Genomic DNA, 1,993 nt, shown 5'->3' on the forward strand with positions numbered 1-1,993 from the left:
TCGCGCAGGATCCGGTTCGCGTCCTCGTTGTGGTGGTCCGCCAATTCAAGGAGCCAGAGCGAGCCCAGAACGGAGTCGCCGGCCCGGATCGCTATGGCCGTGCGCCGGAGCGAGGGATCCTGCGTGGCCACATCCAGCGCATCGGTGGCGGCATGGACACGGCGGTAATCGTTGTCCGTTTCCACCGAATGCGGCACCTGCAGGCTCAGGATGGAGCTCCGGCGCGTCTCGTCAATGGGCTGGTCCGGGAGGGTGGAATACGCCAGGATCGTCTGCTCGGGGTCGGCGATCGCGATGGCACCGCCGGCCTGGGCCGCCACCGTGTTGGCGAGGTCGAACAGGTCTCCGGGCCGGATGTCCACCAGGGTCCGGCCCGATTGCCGGTGCGGGACCACTGCCGCGTCCATGATCTCCGCGAGCTGGTTCCAGGGCACCGAGTCGGAGGCCCGGAACAGCGCCATCCCATTGTCCCGGGCGGCTGCCCGCAGGACTTCGTCCGAGGTGCCGTTGGATTTGTAGACGATCGCCACGTACCCGGCGTCGCTGAGTTCCCGCACTTTCGCGCCCAGACGCTTCCCGGAAAGGGACAAACCAATGGCCAGGGCAACGGCACCCGGGAACTTGGCGGGCCGCGCCGTCGAGTCGTAGAGAACCGAGCCGGCGACAATCTGCCGGTCATCTGACGGCATTTCCACGAGGCTGAGAATTTCCGAGCCCGCCGAGCGGGCGACGTCGGCCAGGGTAGGCAGCGCGTGCGTCTTCACCTCCGGTGCCGTCACCGGGACACCCAAGAAGCTGTTTGGTATTCGCTACTAATGATTGGCCCCTCAATTTGTCGATAACTCCATGGTGATGCGGAGCTTCATTTCCTACGCTGAACCATAACGCAGCACAGTTCAACGGAAGGCCGTCATTGAAAATCAGCGAAGCCAGGCAACTCGTCCAGGTGAAGGCCCCCGTCCTGTCCCGCCAACGGCGCGTGCTGGCGGGCGCCTACAACGTCGAGGAATTCCGGAAAGCGGCACGCAAGGTCCTGCCTGCCGGGATTTTCGACTATCTCGACGGCGGATCCGAAGACGAAGTGACGCTCCGCCGCAACCGGGCCGTCTTCGACGCCTGGGCCCTCATGCCCAGCTGGGGCCCGGTGTCCGGACCCGACACGACGACGACCCTGCTCGGAGAAGAAAGCGCGCTGCCGCTGACCTTGACCCCCACCGGGGCGACCCGGCTGTTCCATCCCGAGGGCGAACTGGCCGTCGCGGCCGCCGCGGACCGGGCCCGCATCCCCTATGGGCTGGCCGGGCTGAGCACCGTGCCCATGGAAACCATCGCAGAGCACCACCCGTCCCTTGACCGCTGGTTCAACTTTGGCCTCACCTCCGACGCCCAGGCGATGAAGAACAAACTGGCCCGCTGCAAAGCAGCCGGATTCAACACCCTGATTGTCGGCGTCGACACGCGGGCACTGGGCTCCAGGGAACGCGACCTCCACAACGGATTCACCGCCCCTCCCGCGCTCACGCTGTCAACCATCGCGGACATCGCCCGGCGCCCTTCGTGGTGGATCAACTTTTTGAAGTCGGACGGCATCAGCTTCCCGAACCTGGATCCGCAGAGCCCCGCCGCCTCCTCCGTGGTGACCCCGACCATGTGGCAGCACATCCTGGGCCACTCGGATGCCAGCAGCGGCTGGAAGGAACTTGAGGCCCTGCGGCAGGCCTGGCACGGCAAAATCGTGCTCAAGGGCTGCGTCAACCCGGCCGACGTCGCGAAGGCCTCCCGGATTGGCCTGGACGCCGTCCAGTTGAGTAATCATGGCGGCCGCCAGCTCGATCACATGCTGAGCCCCATGGACGTCCTCCAGGAATCGCGGCACCGGGTGGGCGATTCGATCGAGATCTACGTGGACTCGGGCATCCGCCGGGGGAGCGACATCCTCAAGGCGCTTGCGCTGGGGGCCGATGCCTGTTCGATCGGCCGGGCCTACCTGTAC

The 1,993-nt window shown here is 66.0% G+C and carries 1 protein-coding gene and 1 pseudogene; one reads left to right on the forward strand and one right to left on the reverse strand.

Features of this window, described 5'->3' with window-relative positions; translation table 11 throughout:
- Positions 1–779, reverse strand: a pseudogene (locus tag LQV45_RS28450) (hypothetical protein); the annotation flags it as partial.
- A gap of 134 nt (positions 780–913) precedes the next feature.
- Between LQV45_RS28450 and LQV45_RS28455 the strand changes: the two are divergent.
- Positions 914–1,993: alpha-hydroxy acid oxidase (locus tag LQV45_RS28455; protein WP_230010309.1), on the forward strand; the 1,080-nt coding region annotated here is incomplete at its 3' end.

This window comes from Microbacterium sp. Bi128, assembly GCF_918698205.1.